This window comes from Pseudomonas sp. ES3-33 (assembly GCF_000952175.1).
GTDB classification, from domain to species: domain Bacteria; phylum Pseudomonadota; class Gammaproteobacteria; order Pseudomonadales; family Pseudomonadaceae; genus Aquipseudomonas; species Aquipseudomonas gregormendelii.
Window position 1 is genome coordinate 43612 of record NZ_JZRI01000158.1, and the last position, 15661, is coordinate 59272.

Sequence of the window (15661 nt, forward strand, 5' to 3'; positions counted from 1 at the left end):
CAGGCATACAGCGCCTGGACATCAGCCTCGCTCAGGTTTGAAGGCCTTTCCCCTAAGCAATATCCGCATGACTGAACTCCTCCCCAAGAAAATCAATCAACGCCCGCACCGACGGCAGCAAACCGCGACGTGACGGAAAAATCGCGTGGACGATTCCGCACTTCGGCGCCCATCCCGGCACCAGCTCCATCAGGTGCCCGGCAGCAATGTCGTCGCGCACCACCACGCTGGGCAAATGCGCCACGCCGACGCCTGCCAGCACCGCATGGCGCAAGGCCAACAAGTCGTCAGTGACCATGCGCGGCGCATGCCGGATCAACGCGCTGGCGCCCTCTGCGCCAAACAGCTCCCACTGGTAATCACGCTGCGCCGCGCCCCAGTGCACGCTCGGCAAGCCGCTGAGGTCCGCCGGGGTGGCAGGGGATGACAGGCGTTCGGCGAAGGCCGGGCTGCCCACCAGGCACTGAGTGCTGTTGCCCAGCACCTTCATCACCATGTCGGTGTTTTCCAGTGGCGGGAAGCGCACGCGCAGGGCGATGTCGAAGCCCTCGTGAATCAGGTCGACCCGGCGGTTGGTGCTTTCGATGAACAGCTCGACCAGCGGGTACTTGAGCATGTAGCGGGTCAGCATCGGCCCGACCCAGGAGTTGAGCAGGGCGGTAGGGCAGCTGATGCGCACCAGGCCCTGGGGTTCGGAGCGGTTGCGCTCGATCAGTTCGGCAGCACTCTCCGCTTCCACCCGCATGGCCAGGCAACGCTGGTAATAGGCCTGGCCGATTTCGGTCAGCGAACAATGCCGGCTGGTGCGATGCAGCAGGCGCACACCCAGGCGCTCTTCAAGCTCGGCGATGCGCCGGCTGAGCTTGGACTTGGGCATGTCCAGTGCACGTCCGGCCGCAGCGAACCCACCATGCTCCACCACCTGGGTGAAGTAATAAAGGGTGTTGAGATCTTCCATCATCGTTCTCCAAATAGAACGCTATGACTGATTTTTGCAGTCTAGCGCACCAAAGGCTTCGGTTTTAAGCTTTATCCATCGCAGCAAACCACAGATTCGGAGGCCACATGAAAAACATCATCGGTATTTACACCAGCCCGCGCGGTCATTGGGTCGGTGACGGTTTTCCGGTCCGCACGCTGTTTTCTTACGACAACCTGGGTAAGCACATCAGCCCGTTTCTGCTGCTGGATCACGCCGGTCCTGCTGAATTCAGCCCGACCACGGCGCGCCGTGGCGTTGGTCAGCATCCGCACCGCGGCTTCGAGACCGTGACGATCGTCTACAAGGGCGAAGTGGAACACCGTGACTCCACGGGCAGTGGCGGCAAAATCGGCCCGGGTGATGTGCAATGGATGACTGCGGCTTCGGGGATTCTCCACGAAGAGTTTCACTCCCAAGCCTTTGCCAAAAGCGGCGGCACCCTGGAAATGGTGCAGCTGTGGGTCAACCTGCCGGCCAGGGACAAAATGGCCGACGCCGGTTACCAGACGATTCTTGACGGCGACATCCCGGCCATCGCGCTGAAGAACGATGCCGGCAGCCTGCGCCTGATCGCCGGGCAATTCGACGGCCACACCGGCCCGGCGCGCACCTTCACCCCGATCGACGTCTGGGACCTGCGCCTCAAGGCGGGCAAGCCGCTGACCCTGGACCTGCACGAAGGCCGCAATACGGCGCTGGTGGTGTTGCGCGGCACGGTTCAGGTCAACGGCCAGGAACGGGTCCGAGAAGGCCAGCTTGTTCTGTTTGGCCGCGATGGTCACCAGCTCAGCCTGGAAGCCAATAGCGACGCGGTGGTGTTGCTGCTCAGCGGCGAGCCCATCGACGAACCCGTCGTTGGCCAGGGTCCGTTCGTGATGAACAGCGAGCAGGAAATCCACCAGGCCTTTGCCGACTTTCAATCGGGCCGCTTCGGCCGGATGAGCGGTTGAACTCAATGCTGCACCGCTGTGGCGCGGCCGGGTCGTGTGACTACGCTTGCCTGACCGCGATTTAAACAAAAAAACCGAAATCACTGCGCCGGCTTGATCGGCATCGATAAATAGCGAGGATTACCCCATGACTACTTCCTACAAACGTCTCGACAAGGATAACGCCGCGGTTCTGTTGGTCGACCATCAAGCAGGCTTGCTGTCGCTGGTGCGCGACATTGATCCGGATCGTTTCAAGAACAACGTGCTGGCCCTGGCCGACCTGGCCAAGTACTTCAAGCTGCCGACCATCCTGACCACCAGCTTTGAAACCGGCCCGAACGGCCCGCTGGTGCCAGAGCTCAAGGCACTGTTCCCCGACGCGCCCTACATCGCTCGTCCTGGCCAGATCAACGCCTGGGATAATGAAGATTTCGTCAAGGCGATCAAGGCGACCGGCAAGAAGCAGTTGATCATCGCCGGTGTGGTGACCGAAGTCTGCGTGGCGTTCCCGGCGCTGTCGGCCCTGGCTGAAGGCTTTGAAGTTTTCGTAGTGACCGACGCTTCCGGCACGTTCAACGAACTGACCCGGCAATCGGCCTGGGATCGCATGTCGTCCTCCGGCGCGCAGTTGATGACCTGGTTCGGTCTGGCCTGCGAGCTGCATCGCGACTGGCGCAACGACGTGGAAGGCCTGGCCACTCTGTTCTCCAACCACATCCCGGACTATCGCAACCTCATGACCAGCTACAACACCCTGACCAACAGCAAGTAAGCGCGCCCATAGCCCCTTGCAGGAGCTGGCGAAGGCTGCGATCTTTTGATCTTTCGAGATCCCAAAGATCGCAAGCTTCGCCAGCTCCTGCAATGCGTGCGATGGTTGCGTAAATGAGTCCCTGCCGGAGCCGCTCGATGCTGTCATTGCTCACCGATCACCCGTTGTTCTGTGCGCTGGCCCTGATCCTCATCGATTTGGGGTTGTGGCGCCTGATCAGTGCCAATGGCAGCCAGTGGAAACTCGTGGCGCGGCTGGTGATCTTTTCGCTGTTCAGCGTCCTGCTGTTCAACGAAGGCTTGAACCCGCTGGAACCGGCGCCCTGGGCCGACAATGTGCCTTTGCACCTGGCCGCAACCGGCTTGCAAATCGGTTGGTGGCTGTTCGGCGCACGCACGCTCACGGTATTGATTGGCGCGGTGATGATGCAGCGGGTCGGGCACACCGGTCGCCTGCTTCAGGATCTGCTTGGGGCAGTGATTTTTCTCATCGCCATCATCGCCGCCCTGGCCTACGTGCTGGATTTGCCGGTCAAGGGTGTACTGGCCACCTCCGGCGCCCTGGCGATCATCGTCGGCCTGGCGTTGCAAAGCACCCTGAGCGACGTGTTCTCCGGGATCGTCCTCAACACCACCAAACCCTATCAACTCGATGACTGGATCTCCATTGACGGCACCGAAGGCCGGGTGACCGACATCGACTGGCGCGCCACCCGCCTGCAGACCTCCCAGGGCAGCATGGCGGTGATTCCCAATTCGCTGGCGGCCAAGGCCAAGATCATCAATTTCAGCCGGCCCACTGACATGTTTGGCGTCTCCATCAGCCTGCAATTGAGCCCGCACGCGCGCCCGCAGAAAATCATCGATGCCCTGGAGCGAGCCATGCAGGGCTGCCGCTATTTGTTGGCCAAACCGGCACCGTGCGTCGCGCTCAAAGTTTCCAGTGCCGCCGGCGTGGAGTACGAGATCAGCGGCTTCGTGGCGTCGATGGAGCACAAGCGCATGGTGCGCAATCTGCTGTTCGACCTGGCGTTCCGCCATTTGCAGGCCTCGGGTGTAAGCCTGCTGTCGAGCGTCGAATCCAATGCGCCTGCCGGCCTGTCACGGCCACTGGCATTGCTGGACAGCTCGAGCATCTTCTCGACCCTGCGTCAGGACGAAAAGGAGACCTTCAGCCAGAACATGAAGCTGCAGAACTTCCGCGCCGGCGAACTGATCCTTCCGGCGGGTGAGGTCAGCGATCATCTGTTCATCATCGAATCCGGCGTGGTGTCGGTCGAGCTGAGCCGTGATGGCGTCAGGTTCGAGTCCGGGCGCATGGGGCCGGGTGAAGTAATCGGCGAAGGCGGGATACTCTCCGATACCGCGCTGCCGGCGGACTTCACCGCCAAGACCTTCTGCAGCCTGTACCGCATCGAAAAGGACTACCTGAAACCCTGCCTTGACGCGCGCCATGACATCAGCGAGGCCATGACGGCGCTGCTGGATTACCGCCTGAACAAAGCCCGAACCCTGACCATGGAAACGCCCAAGGCGGTGGAGAAAAAAGGGTTCCTGCAATGGCTGCGGCGCCGTAGCGAAAGCTAGCTGGCGCTCTCAGTGCCTGTACTGATGCTAACTCCCACAGTTGACCGCGTTTCTCCCGTCACCCCGTCCCTCCTGTGGGAGCGAGCCTGCTCGCGATGAGGCCATCACCGCCACGGCACACTCACCAATGGCCTACCCAACTTCTGAAATATTGGCTATTTGAGCAACCCACCGACGGGTTTAACGTAGCTCCACCTTCACTTGTTCCCGGAGCCCGTCATGAAACCTCGCATCGATTTCTACACCGCTTCCCCAGACGCACTCAAAGCCATGATCGCGCTGGAAACCGCCGTCTCGAAACTGCCGCTGGAAAAGACCCTGATCGAACTCGTCAAGCTACGTACCTCGCAAATCAACGGCTGCGCCTTCTGCCTGGACATGCACAGCGCCGATGCGCGCAAAGGCGGCGAAGCCGAGCGTCGCCTGTACACGCTGTCGGCCTGGCGTGAAACCCCGTTCTTCACCCCGCGCGAACGCGCCGCACTGGCCTGGACCGAGTCCCTGACCCTGCTCAGCCAGACCCATGCGCCGGATGAAGACTACGAACAACTGGCCGCCGAGTTCAGCGCCAGGGAAATGGTCGACCTGACTGTGGCGATTACCACAATCAACAGCTGGAACCGCCTGGCGGTAGGCTTTCGCAAGATGCCGCAGGACTGAGCAACGCCTTAAGCAGGCAGTCAGGACTTTTGTAGGAGCGAGCTTGCTCGCGAAAGACCGGAGGGCGCTGCGGGGTGTCAGGTGACCAGTGTCATCGTTAACGACCATCGCGAGCAAGCTCGCTCCTACAGGGGATTGGTGGTAGGCGCAGCATTTGTGTTCGGCGCAGATCACTGTGGGAGCCGGGCTTGCCCGCGATGGCGTCTGCGGATTCGACATTGATGTGGCAGGGAGATTGCCATCGCGAGCAGGCTCCCTCCCACAGGGTATTGGTGGTGGATGCAGCATTTGCGTACGGCGCGCGTCTCTGTGGGAGCCGGGCTTGCCCGCGATGGCGTCTGCACATTCAACATTGATGTGACTGGGGAAGAAAGTGGCTCCCACATTGGATATTCGCCCGGCTCGGGCGCAGTGTGGGAGCCGTGCAAGAGGTACTTAGACCCGCTCAAATATCGCTGCAATGCCCTGGCCGCCGCCAATGCACATCGTCACCAGCGCATACCGGCCGTTGATGCGGTGCAGCTCATGAATGGCCTTGGTCGCAATAATTGCCCCCGTCGCGCCTACAGGGTGCCCCAGCGCAATGCCCGAGCCATTTGGATTGACCTTGGCCGGATCAAGGCCAAGCTCCTGACTGACTGCGCAAGCCTGGGCGGCGAAGGCGATGTTTGCCTCGACCACATCCATATCCTGCACTGAGAGCCCCGCACGCTTGAGCGCCAGGCGCGTTGCGGGGATGGGGCCCAGGCCCATGAGTTCGGGCTCGACACCCGCATGGGCATAGCTGACCAGTCGCGCCAGCGGGCGCAGGCTGTTGCGCTGCACCGCGTCCCCGGTGGCCATCACCAATGCCGCAGCGCCATCGTTCAACCCCGAAGCGTTGCCCGCCGTTACCGAACCGTCCTTCTTGAACGCCGGCTTCATCTGCGCCAGCTGTTCCAGGGTGGTCGCCCGAGGGTGTTCGTCGACGTTGAACAGAATGGTTTCCTTGCGCCCCTGAATTTCTACTGTCGCGATCTGTTCGTTGAAATACCCGTTGGCAATGGCAAAGGCTGCGCGCTTTTGATCCTCCAGGGCGAGGGCGTCCTGCATTTCGCGGGTAATGCCGTTGCGCGCCGCGACGTTCTCGGCGGTGATGCCCATATGAATGCCGTGGAATGGGTCATGCAGGATACCCAGCATGTAGTCGACGGCCTGCACGTTGCCCATACGCGCACCCCAGCGCGCTGACGGCAGCAGGTATGGCCCGCGGCTCATGGACTCGGCACCGGCGCCGATGGCGATTTCGGCATCGCCGAGCAGCAGCGTCTGGGCCGCGCTGATGATGGCTTGCAAGCCAGAGCCGCACAGGCGATTGACGTTGTAGGCGGGCGTCTCCTTGGGGATGCCGGCGTTCATTGCCGCTACACGGGAAATGTAGGCGTCGCGGGTTTCGGTGGGGATCACGTTACCCATCACCAGATGGCCGACCTGCGCCGGATCGACGCCGGAGCGTTGCAGGGCGGCCTTGACCGCAGTGGTCGCCAGATCGGCCGGTGGCACGTCCTTGAGCGAACCGCCAAAAGTACCAATGGCGGTGCGGGCGGCGCTGACGACAAAAACTTCTGGAGTGTTCATGGGGGTGTTCCTTTCGACGGATTCTTTTCAGTGCTGCGATTGAGCAGGGCGCTCAGCGCTGTTTGCGCTTCCTGGGTGTTCAGGCGTTCGATAAACAGCAGGTTTTCCTGGCGGATCGTGGCTTGCAGTTCCGCCAGCGAGGCCTGCTTGAGCAATTGCCGGGACTGGCGCAATGCACCTTGCGGCAACGCCAGCAGACGTCGGGCCAGTTGCCGCGCGGCGGTCAGGCATTGCGGGCCGTCCTCGCACAGTTCGTTGGCCAGGCCCCACTGCACGGCGTCGGCGCCGCCCAGGGTTTCTCCCAGCAGCAGCAAACGAGCAGCGCGGGCGTGGCCAAGCAACCGCGGCAACAGCAGGGTGGCGCCGAATTCCGGGCACAGGCCGATGTTCACGAACGGCATGCGCAACTTGGCATTACGGCTGACGACCACCTGATCGCAGTGCAGCAGCAAGGTCGTGCCAATGCCAATGGCCGCGCCACACACCGCCGCGATCAATGGCGTTTGCAACTGGGTCACCACCTTCATCAGGTGAAATGCCGGGCTGTCCAGGTGAGTGGGCGGGTACTGCAGGAAATCCACCAGGTCATTGCCGCTGGTGAAACAGTTGTCGCCACCGGTGATGATGACCACGCCGATAGCCGGGTCCTCGTCTGCGGCCTGCAACAGGTCGGCGAGCTGCGTGTACATGGCGTTGTTCAGCGCGTTGAGCTTGTCGGGACGGTCAAACGTCAGCGTCAGTACGCCGGCGTCGCGGTCCTGTTTGATCAGATCGTTCATAAGCGACTCTGTTGTTCGATGCATCGGCCACTCTAAGCGCGGGACCTGCACCGGATCTATGACAAAACGGGTCAACGCACCTGCTTCTTTTTGCCATGTTGCAAGGCCGTGAGATTGGCGACACACCCATTCGGGGTATGGTGCCGCCGCCCTGATCGCTCAATAGTGGCTGCATCCGCTCATTTAGAACGCTTGAGAAGGTGAATTTGCCATGCGCAAGGCTTTCAAGTTGATGTTCAGTGTGATCCTGGTTCCTTTGTCACTCAATGTGCACGCCGCCGAAGTCGACGGTGCGAAAACGCTGCGGTTGTACAACTGGGCGGATTACATTGGCGAGAAAACCCTTTCCGACTTCGAAAAAGCCAGCGGCATCAAGGTCATATACGACACCTTCGATGCCTACGAAACGGTCCAGGCAAAGCTGCTCACCGGGCACTCCGGCTATGACCTGGTGGTGCTCAACGCGTCCCTCGCGCCGCCCCTGATCCAGGCGAAAGTATTCCAGCCGCTGGACAAGAAATTATTGCCGGGCTGGAACAACCTTGACCCCAAGGTGCTGCAGGACCTGCAGGGGTTCGACGCCGGCACGCAGTATTCCGCGCCCTACACCTGGGGCAGCAACGGCATCACCTACAACGTCGACAAGATCAGGGAGCGCATGCCGGATGCGCCGATCGGCTCGCTGGCAATGATCTTCGATCCCAAGATTGTCTCGCGCTTCGCCGACTGCGGCGTGACCCTGGTGGATGCCCCGACCGAAGTGATTCCCCTGGCCCTGAAGTACCTCGGCCGCGACCCGCGCAGTGCCGCGCCGGCGGACCTGAAGGCCGCGCAGGAACTGCTGTTGTCGGTGCGCCCCTTCATTCGCAAGTTCGACTCGGTCAACTACCTGACCAGCCTGCCCAATGGCGATGTGTGCATGGCCATGACTTGGTCCGGCGACTATGCCACGGCCATGGCGCGCGCCGAGGAGGCCAAGCTGAAGATCAACCTGGCGTACTTCATCCCCAGGGAAGGTTCGCTGATCTGGTTCGACAACCTGTACATCCCGGCCGATGCGCCGCATGTCGCCAATGCGCACAAGTTCCTCGACTACCTGATGCAGCCTCAGGTGATGGCCGATGTCACCGATTACATCCACTACGCCAACAGCAACGCGGCTGCCACGCCCCTGGTGAACGCCGAAGTGCGCAACAACCTGGCGATTTATCCCGATGACGAGACCCGCGCGCGGCTGTTTCCACAGAAGACCCAGGACGCCAAGGACATGCGCGCGATGACGCGAGTCTGGAGCACGGTGAAAAGCGGGATTTGAGCTTTCAACTATTCGGTTCGAGGTTTTTCCTATGGCTACCCAAACTCAACACATTTTTTCCGCTGCTGAAGAGTCCCGGCTGGTCAAGGCCGACAAAGCCCACTACATGCACGGTTATCACATGTTCGACGAACACGCCGAGCAGGGCTCGCTGAACATCGTCGCCGGTGATGGCGCTTATATCTACGACACCCAGGGCAACCGTTTTCTCGATGCAGTGGGCGGCATGTGGTGCACCAACATTGGCCTGGGACGCGAAGAAATGGCCCTGGCAATAGCCGACCAGGTGCGCCAGCTGGCCTATTCAAACCCGTTCTGCGACATGTCCAACAACGTGGCAATCCAGCTCTGCGAGAAACTCGCCAGCCTGGCCCCGGGCGATCTCGACCACGTGTTCCTGACCACGGGCGGCTCCACCGCCGTGGACACCGCCTACCGGCTGATCCAGTACTACCAGAACTGCCGTGGCAAGCCGGAAAAAAAGCACATCATTGCTCGCTACAACGCTTATCACGGCTCGACCACCCTGACCATGTCGATCGGTAACAAGGCCGCCGACCGCGTCCCGGAATTCGACTACGCCCACGAGCGTATTCACCACGTGTCCAACCCCAATCCGTACCGCGCACCTGACGGCATGGACGAGGCACAGTTCCTCGAGTTCCTGGTCAAGGAGTTCGAAGACAAGATCCTCGCCATCGGCGCCGACCAGGTGGCGGGTTTTTTCGCCGAGCCCATCATGGGCTCGGGCGGGGTGATCATTCCGCCCAAGGGCTACCTCAAGCGTATGTGGGAAGTCTGCCAACGCTACGACATCCTGTTCGTCGCCGACGAAGTGGTGACCTCGTTCGGACGGCTGGGCAAGTTTTTCGCCTCGTGGGATCTGTTCGACGTGCAACCAGACATCATCACCACCGCCAAGGGCCTGACGTCAGCTTACCTGCCGCTGGGCGCCTGCATTTTTTCCGAGCGCATCTGGAAGGTTATCGCCGAGCCGGCCAAGGGCCGTTGCTTCAGTCACGGTTTCACTTACAGCGGGCATCCGGTGTGCTGTACGGCAGCGCTGAAGAACATCGAAATCATCGAGCGCGAACAGCTGCTGGAGCACGTCGATGCAGTCGGCGCGTATCTGGAAGAACGCCTGGCGACCCTCGGCGAGCTGCCGCTGGTTGGGGATGTGCGCTGCCAGAAGTTCATGGCCTGCGTCGAGTTCGTGGCTGACAAGCGCAGCAAGGCGTTGTTTGCCGACGAGATCAACATTGGCGAGAGGATTCATTCCCGGGCGCAGTCGAAGGGCTTGCTGGTACGCCCGATCATGCACCTCAATGTCATGTCGCCGCCGTTGATCCTGACCTGCGCCCAGGTCGATGAAATCGTCGAGACCCTGCGCGAGTGTATTCTTGAGGTGGCGGCCGAGCTCCAGGCGAGCGGGCAGTACCAGGGCCAATGATTGCGTCGAACAGGCTGTTACCAGGAACCCGCTCACCCGCTAGACTGCGGGGCATGAGCAAACCAGACGACGATACGCTGATCGCACTGCCCTTCGGGGCCCTGCACAAATGGCACGGGCAAATGCGCGAGGCGTTTGCCCATGTGGACGCACCTGATGCACTGGCTGACCTGGCGTCTGCCCTGGAGCATCTGGTGGGTATCGAGTCGGTGATGATCAGCCTGGAGCACCGCGATCGGCCACCGCAGCTGTTGTATCAGCGCGGCATCGCCCAGCAGTACCAGGTGTCGATTCTCGATCGCTATTTCTCCGGCGGTTATTTGCTTGATCCTTTCTGCCTGGCAGTGGAGCAAGGCCTGGCGCAGGGCTTTTACCACTTGGAGGAAATCGCACCGGATGACTTTTTCGACAGTGAGTATTACCGCACCTATTACCTGAAGGCGGGGTGCTCGGAAGACAGTTATTACATTGTCGATACCGGCAATGACACGAAGATTTCTGTGAGCCTGTTCCAGGGTTTCGGTGGCGAATGCCTGCGGGGCGAACAGTTGAATTTGCTGCGCGCGGTCGAGCCGCTGGTGTGTGAGTTCATCAGTGAGTTCAGCCAGCGTGGCATGCAGCGGATTACGGCCGTCCAGAGGCCGCAGGATGCTGCAGCAGGAGACAATCTCAAGCAACGGGTGCAGTGGGCCTTCGAGCATTTCGGCGGCAACGTGCTGACCGAACGCGAGCGCGAAGTGGCGCACATGGTGCTCAGGGGGCACTCGGTAAAGTCCACGGCGAGCGAACTTGGCATATCGCCGGAGACAGTGCGCATGCATCGCAAGAATTTGTATCTGAAGCTGGAGGTGGGTTCGCAGTCAGAGCTGTTTGCGTTGTTTATCGAGTGGTTGCGCCAGCATTGAAAGTCAAAAGATCGCAGCCGCCAACATGATCGGCTAACCCTGCACGATCGCCCCATTTCACCGTCGCGCCAAACGCCTCACGGCCCGCCTGCAACGGCACCATTTCGCCATGCCCGCCGTGGGCAATGGCCGGGAATCCATTGCTTAGGTTTAATAGGAAGCATTACTATTCACGTCCCGTCTCCACAGCACGCCGCAATGACCCCCAAGCTGCCCCGCAGGCCCGGCTTTTTCGAGCATTACGAAGAGTTGGTTGGCACCTGGACCCGTCGCCTGAGAAATCGTCAGCAGGCCGAGGATCTGGCCCACGATACCTTTGTGCGGGTGCTTGAGTCGGATCCGGCGGCGGTGGAGCAGCCTCGTGCATATCTGCATCAGACAGCGCGCAATATTGCAGTGGACGGCTATCGTCGCGAGGATCGACGAGGCGCCATGGAGTCGGGGGCGATCGATCACAGTGTGTCCTCGTGCGGCGACCCGGAGCATTTCGTGCAGGCGATCCAGTTGGCCGATTCCATCGAACTCGCGCTGGCCGAGTTGCCGGTCAATTGCCGCAAGGTGTTCGTGTGGCAGAAGATCGAAGGTCTGACCCAGGCCGAGATCGCCGAACGCCTGGGACTGTCCAAGAACATGGTGGAAAAGTATATGATCCGCACGCTGCGGCATCTGCGCGATCGCCTGGATGGGTTGCAATCATGATCGGTCGCGTCTTTCCATTCTCCGCCAAACAGGAACTTCCATGATGGATACTCGTGATTGCGCGTGCGGACCCACGGCGGTTCGCGATGAGGCGGCGCGCTGGTTCGTGGTTTTGCAGGAGCCGGTGGTGGATGTCCTGGAGCGTCAGCAGTTTGCAGCCTGGTTGGCCGAGCACCCGCAGCACCATTATGAATTCCAGGTACTTGAAGGCATGTGGTCGGCGGCTGACCTGCTGCCGGCGGCGCGTCTGCAGGCCTTGTGTGACGTGCCGCCAGCGCGCAGCACACGTCGGCCAATCTTGCGTTATGCCGTGGCCGCCAGCGTGCTGGCCGTGGCTCTGGGGCTGGGCTGGTTCACCACGATGGATCAGCCGGCTACCTACACTGGCGAGTTCTCCACGGCGCTGGGCGAGCGTCAGCAAGTGGCGTTGCCGGACGGTTCGACGATCGACCTCAACAGTCGCAGCCGTATTCAAGTGCATTTTGCGCAGCACCGTCGCGCCGTCGAGCTGACCGAAGGCGAGGCGATGTTCAGCGTCGAGCACGACGCCGATCGTCCGTTCGTGGTGGAGTCGGGCAGTGGCAGAGTCACGGTGACAGGCACCCGTTTTGATGTGCGCCGCGACGCCGGCGAAACCCGCGTGGTGGTCGAGCAGGGCACCGTCAAGGTCCAGGGACGGGACGTTGCCGATAGCCCCTCCATCGACCTCGTCGCCGGCATGGGCACCCGTGTCGATCTCCAGGGCAAGGTCGCCGCGGCGTATGCGGTGGATGCAGCGCAGCTGACCGCCTGGCGCAGCGGCAAGCTGGTGTTCAATAACGCGAGCCTGAGCGAAGTGGCCGCCGAAGCCTCCCGTTATCGTGACAAGCCGATCACGGTCGCCAACGACAAAGTGGCCAATCTACGCCTGACCAGCGTGTTCAAATCTGACAACACCGATGCCCTGTTGAAGGCCTTGCCAAGCATTCTCCCGGTAGCCGTGCGCACCCTCGATGACGGCAGTCAGGAAATAATTTCAAAATAGATTCAGGTTTTTTTCGAGTTCTTCGTCTTCTTGTCCAACTGCAACTGGTTTGCATTAACAAACGCATGCTCTTGCGATTCACAGGACAAGTTTCGACGTGAAAAAAACCATCGCCCATAACAAAAAATCACCCTGGTTGCCGCTGGCCCTGGCCTTGGCCGTCAACTGCGCGCTGCCCCAGGCATTTGCTGCGGACGCCATCCACATCGAGGCGCAGCCGTTGGGGCAGGCCTTGAGTCAGCTGGGCCAGCAGACTTCGCTGCAGGTTTTTTTCAGCCCGGAGCTGGTCGCCGGCAAACAGGCACCGGCCGTAGACGGTAAACTTTCCCCCGAGCAGGCCTTGCGCCAGCTGCTGCAGGGCAGCGGCCTGGATTATCAGATCGATGCAGGCTCGGTGACCCTGACCCCCACACCGACTTCCGCCCAGGAAGGGCCGCTGGAGCTCGGCGTGACGGATATCAAGGTGGTCGGCAATTGGCTCGGCGATGCCGATGCAGCCGTGGTGCAGAACCACGCCGGCGCACGCACGGTGATCCGTCGCGAGGCCATGGTCGAGCAAGGCGCAATGACGGTCGGCGACGTGTTGAAGCGGGTACCGGGCGTGCAGGTACAGGATGCCAACGGCACCGGTGGCAGCGATATTTCCCTGAACGTCGGCGTGCGCGGCCTGACGTCGCGCCTGTCGCCACGCTCCACCGTGTTGATTGACGGCGTACCGGCAGCCTTCGCGCCCTATGGCCAGCCGCAACTGTCGATGGCGCCGATCTCCTCCGGCAACCTCGACAGCATCGACGTGGTGCGTGGCGCCGGCTCGGTGCGTTATGGACCGCAGAACGTGGGCGGGGTGATCAACTTCGTCACCCGGGCGATCCCTGAACAAGCGTCCGCCGAGATAGGCACCACCCTGGAAGCCTCCCGGCACGGTGGCTGGAAGCACATCGATACGGCGTTCTTCGGCGGTACGGCGGACAACGGCATGGGCGTGGCGCTGTTGTATTCGGGCGTCAACGGCAACGGTTACCGTGAGCGCAACAATGGCAACGACATCGATGACGTGATGCTCAAGACCCATTGGGCGCCCACCGATGTGGATGATTTCAGCCTCAATCTGCATTACTACGACGCCAGTGCCGATATGCCCGGCGGTCTGACCCAGGCGCAGTACGACGCCAATCCTTTCCAGTCCGACCGCAACAACGACAGCTTCACTGGACGTCGCAAGGAGGTGTCGTTCAAGTGGGCGCGGCAGATCGATGACCGCACCCAGGCTGAAGTGCTGACTTACTATTACGACAGCTTTCGTGGCAGCAAAATCGCCGCGCGCGATCAGAAAACCCTCGGTTCCTTCCCGCGCACCTACTACACCTTCGGCATCGAGCCGCGGGTGTCTCATGTGTTCGACCTCGGCCAGACCACCCAGGAAGTCAGTGTCGGTTATCGCTACCTCAAGGAGGGCATGCACGAATCGGCCAGCCGGTTGGGGCTGAACGACAGCAACGAGCCGGTGGTGAGTCCGGGCGCCGACGGGCATGTGTACCAGGACCGCACGGGTGGCACCGAGGCCAACTCGGTCTACGTGGACAACAAGATCGACGTCGGCAAGTGGACCGTAACGCCGGGCATCCGCTTCGAACACATCAGCACCGACTGGCACGATCGCCCGGTACTGGACACGGCGGGCAGGCCGGTAGCGGAAAAAAACCGCAGCATCGACAGCAACGAACCGCTGCCGGCGCTGAGTGTGATGTACCACCTTTCCGACGCCTGGAAGCTGTTCGCCAACTACGAAACGTCCTTTGGCAGCCTGCAATATTTCCAGCTCGGCCAGGGCGGCACCGGTGACGAGACGGCCAACGGCCTGAACCCGGAAAAGGCCAAGACCTATGAGATCGGCACTCGCTACAACGATGACGTGTGGGGCGGGGAGGTGACGCTGTTCTACATCGACTTCGATAAAGAACTGCAGTACATCAGCAATGACGCGGGCTGGACCAACCTCGGTGCGACGACTCACCAGGGCCTCGAAGCCTCGGTGCATTACGACCTTGCCGCGCTGGACCCACGACTCGATGGCCTGACGGCCAACGCCGGCTTCACCTACACCCGGGCGGTGTATGAAGGAGAAATTCCAGGCTTCAAGGGGCGCGACTTGCCGTTCTATTCGCGTCAGGTAGCCACCGCCGGGCTGCGCTACGACGTCGATCGCTGGACCTGGAACGTGGACGCGTTCGCCCAGTCAAAACAGCGCTCACCGGGTACGGCAGTGAACGCCGATGGCAGTTTCAGCGGCAATTACATCACCGAAGGCACCGCGGATGGTCAGTACGGCGACATTCCGGGGTACGTCACCTGGAACGTGCGTGGCGGCTATGACTTTGGCGCGACGCTGTCTAACCTGAAGCTGGGGGCGGGGGTGAAGAACGTCTTCGACAAGCAGTACTTCACCCGTTCCAGCGACAATAATGCGGGCATGTATGTGGGGGCACCGCGGACGTTTTTTGTGCAGGGTAGTGTTGGGTTTTGAGATCAAATTAATGTGTTGGGTTTAGCCAAGAATTGGGCGTTATCGTTGACCTGCATCGTCGGAACGCCGTCCGGATCAAGCTTTGCTCCCAATGTTATCACCGCCCATAGGTGTTCATTTCAATTCGGGATGTGCGCACAAACGCGCGCAGCGCGCCGGCTTGATGCCTTGGTCGGCCCGAAGGCCGCCACGGCGAAGTTCTTGATCGCAGGCGCCCCGTTAACCACGCTGGCCGAACGCAGGCATTGCGTAGCGGGGAAACCGGCAAGGATGCCGGTTTAGCCGCGCTGGGCCAGGGATGGCCCATCGCGGCGACCCGCGGAGCACTGCCGGAGTGAGGGCACACCGAGCCTAGGCGAGGTGCCGAGTGGTGGGGCAGAAAGCGCTTGGTTACTTGGCGCTTTTCCAAGTAACCC

General features: G+C 61.2%; 13 protein-coding genes. 10 read left to right on the forward strand and 3 right to left on the reverse strand.

Going from position 1 to position 15661, the window contains the following annotated elements:
• Window positions 1-52 precede the first annotated feature (52 nt).
• A complete protein-coding gene (locus UB23_RS27300; protein ID WP_045062623.1) occupies window positions 53-961 on the reverse strand; it encodes a LysR family transcriptional regulator in 909 nt (302 codons plus the stop codon).
• 104 nt (window positions 962-1065) lie between these two features.
• Here UB23_RS27300 and UB23_RS27305 point away from each other — a divergent pair, with 104 nt between their 5' ends.
• The 4 genes from UB23_RS27305 (at window position 1066) to UB23_RS27320 (ending at window position 4932) form a co-directional block, all read left to right on the forward strand.
• The gene (locus UB23_RS27305) at window positions 1066-1932 is read left to right on the forward strand and encodes a pirin family protein (protein ID WP_045062626.1); all 867 of its coding nucleotides are present in this window, start codon (window positions 1066-1068) and stop codon (window positions 1930-1932) included.
• Between the two features lie 127 nt (window positions 1933-2059).
• Window positions 2060-2686: an isochorismate family cysteine hydrolase YcaC gene (gene ycaC / locus UB23_RS27310; protein ID WP_008011497.1), complete on the forward strand. Its 627-nt coding sequence runs from the start codon at window positions 2060-2062 to the stop codon at window positions 2684-2686.
• A 137-nt stretch (window positions 2687-2823) separates the two neighbouring features.
• Window positions 2824-4272 (forward strand): mechanosensitive ion channel domain-containing protein, encoded by a 1449-nt coding sequence (locus UB23_RS27315; RefSeq protein ID WP_045062629.1) that lies wholly within the window; start codon window positions 2824-2826, stop codon window positions 4270-4272.
• Between the two features lie 219 nt (window positions 4273-4491).
• Window positions 4492-4932 (forward strand): carboxymuconolactone decarboxylase family protein, encoded by a 441-nt coding sequence (locus UB23_RS27320; RefSeq protein ID WP_045062631.1) that lies wholly within the window; start codon window positions 4492-4494, stop codon window positions 4930-4932.
• A 435-nt stretch (window positions 4933-5367) separates the two neighbouring features.
• On the opposite strand, the gene UB23_RS27325 is transcribed toward UB23_RS27320, so the two are convergent.
• Together UB23_RS27325 and UB23_RS27330 are read right to left on the reverse strand one after the other, a co-directional pair.
• Complete coding sequence (locus tag UB23_RS27325) at window positions 5368-6549, reverse strand: acetyl-CoA C-acyltransferase family protein (RefSeq protein ID WP_045062634.1); 1182 nt, start codon at window positions 6547-6549, stop codon at window positions 5368-5370.
• Entirely contained in the window at window positions 6546-7328 is a 783-nt protein-coding gene (locus UB23_RS27330) for an enoyl-CoA hydratase-related protein (protein WP_045062636.1), read from the reverse strand. Before UB23_RS27330 ends, UB23_RS27325 begins: the two co-directional genes overlap by 4 nt.
• A gap of 211 nt (window positions 7329-7539) precedes the next feature.
• On the opposite strand from UB23_RS27330, the gene UB23_RS27335 reads away from it, so the two are divergent.
• The 6 genes from UB23_RS27335 (at window position 7540) to UB23_RS27360 (ending at window position 15245) form a co-directional block, all read left to right on the forward strand.
• Window positions 7540-8643, forward strand: a complete 1104-nt coding sequence (locus tag UB23_RS27335; protein ID WP_045062637.1) for a polyamine ABC transporter substrate-binding protein — start codon at window positions 7540-7542, stop codon at window positions 8641-8643.
• Window positions 8644-8674: 31 nt separating this feature from the next.
• The gene (locus UB23_RS27340; RefSeq protein WP_045062639.1) at window positions 8675-10093 is read left to right on the forward strand and encodes an aminotransferase; all 1419 of its coding nucleotides are present in this window, start codon (window positions 8675-8677) and stop codon (window positions 10091-10093) included.
• On the forward strand, window positions 10090-10998 hold the full coding sequence (locus tag UB23_RS27345; RefSeq protein ID WP_045062642.1) for a LuxR C-terminal-related transcriptional regulator: 909 nt from the start codon (window positions 10090-10092) through the stop codon (window positions 10996-10998). Before UB23_RS27340 ends, UB23_RS27345 begins: the two co-directional genes overlap by 4 nt.
• 198 nt (window positions 10999-11196) lie before the next feature.
• Window positions 11197-11697, forward strand: coding sequence for a sigma-70 family RNA polymerase sigma factor (locus UB23_RS27350; RefSeq protein ID WP_045062644.1), 501 nt, complete (start codon window positions 11197-11199; stop codon window positions 11695-11697).
• A 40-nt stretch (window positions 11698-11737) separates the two neighbouring features.
• Window positions 11738-12721, forward strand: a complete 984-nt coding sequence (locus UB23_RS27355) for a FecR family protein (RefSeq protein WP_045062646.1) — start codon at window positions 11738-11740, stop codon at window positions 12719-12721.
• 97 nt (window positions 12722-12818) lie between these two features.
• Window positions 12819-15245, forward strand: coding sequence for a TonB-dependent siderophore receptor (locus UB23_RS27360; RefSeq protein WP_045062648.1), 2427 nt, complete (start codon window positions 12819-12821; stop codon window positions 15243-15245).
• The last annotated feature ends 416 nt before the right edge of the window (window positions 15246-15661 follow it).

What these genes read in the sequence shown, in the direction of transcription:
- UB23_RS27335 (WP_045062637.1), top strand. Translation starts at nt 7,540, where the DNA reads ATGCGCAAGGCTTTCAAGTTGATGTTCAGTGTGATCCTGGTTCCTTTG.
- UB23_RS27340 (WP_045062639.1), top strand. Translation starts at nt 8,675, where the DNA reads ATGGCTACCCAAACTCAACACATTTTTTCCGCTGCTGAAGAGTCCCGG.
- UB23_RS27350 (WP_045062644.1), top strand. Translation starts at nt 11,197, where the DNA reads ATGACCCCCAAGCTGCCCCGCAGGCCCGGCTTTTTCGAGCATTACGAA.
- UB23_RS27305 (WP_045062626.1), top strand. Translation starts at nt 1,066, where the DNA reads ATGAAAAACATCATCGGTATTTACACCAGCCCGCGCGGTCATTGGGTC.
- UB23_RS27300 (WP_045062623.1), bottom strand. Translation starts at nt 961, where the DNA reads ATGATGGAAGATCTCAACACCCTTTATTACTTCACCCAGGTGGTGGAG.
- UB23_RS27315 (WP_045062629.1), top strand. Translation starts at nt 2,824, where the DNA reads ATGCTGTCATTGCTCACCGATCACCCGTTGTTCTGTGCGCTGGCCCTG.
- UB23_RS27345 (WP_045062642.1), top strand. Translation starts at nt 10,090, where the DNA reads ATGATTGCGTCGAACAGGCTGTTACCAGGAACCCGCTCACCCGCTAGA.
- ycaC (WP_008011497.1), top strand. Translation starts at nt 2,060, where the DNA reads ATGACTACTTCCTACAAACGTCTCGACAAGGATAACGCCGCGGTTCTG.
- UB23_RS27320 (WP_045062631.1), top strand. Translation starts at nt 4,492, where the DNA reads ATGAAACCTCGCATCGATTTCTACACCGCTTCCCCAGACGCACTCAAA.
- UB23_RS27325 (WP_045062634.1), bottom strand. Translation starts at nt 6,549, where the DNA reads ATGAACACTCCAGAAGTTTTTGTCGTCAGCGCCGCCCGCACCGCCATT.
- UB23_RS27330 (WP_045062636.1), bottom strand. Translation starts at nt 7,328, where the DNA reads ATGAACGATCTGATCAAACAGGACCGCGACGCCGGCGTACTGACGCTG.
- UB23_RS27355 (WP_045062646.1), top strand. Translation starts at nt 11,738, where the DNA reads ATGATGGATACTCGTGATTGCGCGTGCGGACCCACGGCGGTTCGCGAT.